A 2,653-nucleotide genomic window follows, 5' to 3' on the forward strand; every position below is an offset into this window, starting at 1 on the left:
GGCGCGCGTCCGGGCGGCCGGCTTCTTCTCCGGCTTGGCGGCGCCCTTCTTCGCGGCGGCCTTCTTCTTCCCCTTCGCGGCGGTCTTCTTCTCCTCCGCCGGCAGGTACTCGATGATGGCCATCTCCGCCCCGTCCCCAACGCGGAACCCCGTCCGCAGGATCCGGGTGTAGCCGCCGTTCCTCTCCGTGAACCGCCCCGCCAGCGACTCGAACAGCTTGTCGGTCGTTTCCTTGCTGCTCAGCAACGCGAAGGCCTGCCGCCGTGCGTGGAGCGTGCCGCGCTTCCCGAGCGTGATCAGCCGGTCGCCGAGGCGCCGCAGCTCCTTCGCCTTCGGGACCGTGGTCTCGATCCTCTCGGAAAGCACCAGCGAATTCATGAGGTTCCGCAGCAGCGCCTTGCGGTGTGCCGGGTTCCTTCTCAACTTTCTGTGATCATTGGCGTGGCGCATAAGGCATCCTCTTCGTGTTCAGTTGGTCAGTCCTCTTCCCGCGGCGGGCTGTACTTCTCCGGCACGAACCCCTCAACCTTCATCCCGAGCGAAAGCCCCATCCCGACCAGGACCTCCTTGATCTCGTTGAGGCTCTTCTTGCCGAAATTCTTCGTCTTGAGCATCTCCTGCTCGGACCTCTGGACCAGCTCGCCGATATACTTGATGTCCGCGTTCTTCAGGCAGTTGTAGGCCCGCACGGAGAGCTCCAGCTCCTCGACCGGCTTGTACAGGTTCTCGTTGCCGGCGGCCTCGTCGAGGCGGCGCGGCTCGTCCGGCAGCTCTGCCTCGTCCTCGAAGTTGATGAAGACCGTGAGCTGGTCCTTCAGGATCTTCGCGGCGTAGGCGACCGCGTCGGCCGGCAGGATCGAGCCGTCGGTCCACACCTCGAGCGTCAGCCGGTCGTAGTCGGTCTGCTGTCCGACGCGCGCGTTCGTGACCGTGAAATTCACCTTCCGGAGCGGGGAGAAGATCGCGTCGATGGGGATCGTCCCGATCGGGGCGTTCTCCTCGAGGTTCCTTTCGGCGGAGACGTACCCCTTCCCCATCCGGACGGTCAATTCCATCTTCAGGACCGCGTTGTCGGAGAGCTCCGCGATGTGGTGGTCGCGGTTCAGGATCTCGACCATGGGGTCCGGAGAGATGTCGGACGCCTTCACCCGGCAGGGCCCCTTGGCCTCCAGGCGGAGCGTGCGCTGCTCCGGCGAATGCATGCGGAGCCGGATCTCCTTGAGGTTGAGGACGATATCGGTCACGTCCTCCACGACGCCGACCATCGTGGAAAACTCGTGCTGGACCCCCTCGATGCGCACGGAGGTGATGGCTCCGCCCTGGAGGGAGGACAGGAGGACGCGCCGGAGGGCGTTTCCCAGCGTGGTGCCGAATCCCCGCTCCAGCGGCTCGGCGACGAATTTCCCGTAGTTGAATGTGGCCGTATCGGTCTGGACCTCGATCCGTCGGGGCTTGATGAGCTGCTTCCAGTTTCGTTGAAACATGCTTCCCCCTATTCCTGAACGCAAAGAGGTTTACTTCGAATACAGCTCGACGATCAACTGCTCCTGGATCGGCTCCTGGATATCGGCGCGGACCGGCAGCGCCTTGACGACGCCGCGGAACTGCTCCCTCGCGAGCTCGAGCCAGGGGGGGATTCCCTTCCGGACGACGGCGTCCAGCGACTCGTTCAGGTTGGGGATCTTCCGGCTCTTCTCCCGGAGCTCGACGGCGTCCCCGGCGCGCACCAGGAAGGAGGGGATGTTCACCTTCCTGCCGTTCACCGTGAAGTGGCCGTGCCGCACGATCTGCCGGCTCTCCCGCCGCGTCTGCGCGAACCCGAGCTTGTACACCACGCTGTCGAGGCGCCGTTCCAGCAGGATCAGAAGGTTGTCGCCGGTCTTCCCCTTCATCCGCTCGGCCTTCTCGAAGTAGTTGCGGAACTGCTTCTCCAGAAGGCCGTAGATCCGCTTCGCCTTCTGCTTCTCGCGGAGCTGGACCCCGTAGTCGCTGTGCTTCGGGCGGCGCTGGCCGTGCTGGCCCGGAGGATACCCTCTCCGCTTGATGGCGCACTTGTCCGTGAAGCAGCGGTCCCCTTTCAGGTAAAGCTCGACGCCTTCCCTGCGGCATAACCTGCAAACGGCCTCTCGATACCTTGCCAAAGAAGATTTCCTCCTTGTTCCTTAGGGGTTGCGCCCGGTTTCAGACGCGCCGCCGCTTCGGCGGCCTGCAGCCGTTGTGCGGAATGGGCGTCACGTCCCGGATGTAGTTGATCTTCAGCCCCGCCGCCTGCAGCGACCGGAGCGCGGCCTCGCGGCCGGAACCGGGTCCCTTGATATTCACCGTCACGGCGCTCACCCCGCAGTCCATCGCCTTCTTGGCGACGTCTTCCGCCGCCACGGTGGCCGCGAAGGGCGTGCTTTTCCGGGACCCCTTGAACCCCTTCGCGCCGGCGCTCGCCCAGGCCAGGGTGTTTCCGTCGGGGTCCGTGATCGTGATGATCGTGTTGTTGAAGGTCGCCTGGATGTGGGCGACGCCCACCGGCACGTTCCTGCGGACCTTCCTCTTCCCCTTTTTCTTCGGCGTTGCCATCGTTCCTCCGCTGTTCTTCCGCTATTTCTTGGTGGCTTCCTTCTTCTTCGCGACGGCGCCCTTTCTCGGGCCCTTGCGGGTC

4 protein-coding genes are annotated in these 2,653 nt (G+C 64.5%); all 4 read right to left on the minus strand.

All coding sequences use genetic code 11. From position 1 onward, the window contains the following. Positions 1-423, minus strand: a 423-nt coding sequence (gene rplQ, locus AB1346_07110; protein MEW6720200.1) for a 50S ribosomal protein L17, incomplete at its 3' end; no start/stop codon positions are given. A gap of 53 nt (positions 424-476) precedes the next feature. Beyond that, a complete protein-coding gene (locus AB1346_07115) occupies positions 477-1,484 on the minus strand; it encodes a DNA-directed RNA polymerase subunit alpha (protein MEW6720201.1) in 1,008 nt (335 codons plus the stop codon). A gap of 30 nt (positions 1,485-1,514) precedes the next feature. Next, on the minus strand, positions 1,515-2,141 hold the full coding sequence (gene rpsD, locus AB1346_07120; protein ID MEW6720202.1) for a 30S ribosomal protein S4: 627 nt from the start codon (positions 2,139-2,141) through the stop codon (positions 1,515-1,517). Positions 2,142-2,181: 40 nt separating this feature from the next. Next, positions 2,182-2,571: a 30S ribosomal protein S11 gene (gene rpsK / locus AB1346_07125; protein ID MEW6720203.1), complete on the minus strand. Its 390-nt coding sequence runs from the start codon at positions 2,569-2,571 to the stop codon at positions 2,182-2,184. Positions 2,572-2,653: the final 82 nt, after the last annotated feature.

The organism is Thermodesulfobacteriota bacterium (assembly GCA_040758155.1).
GTDB lineage: Bacteria > Desulfobacterota > Deferrimicrobia > Deferrimicrobiales > Deferrimicrobiaceae > UBA2219.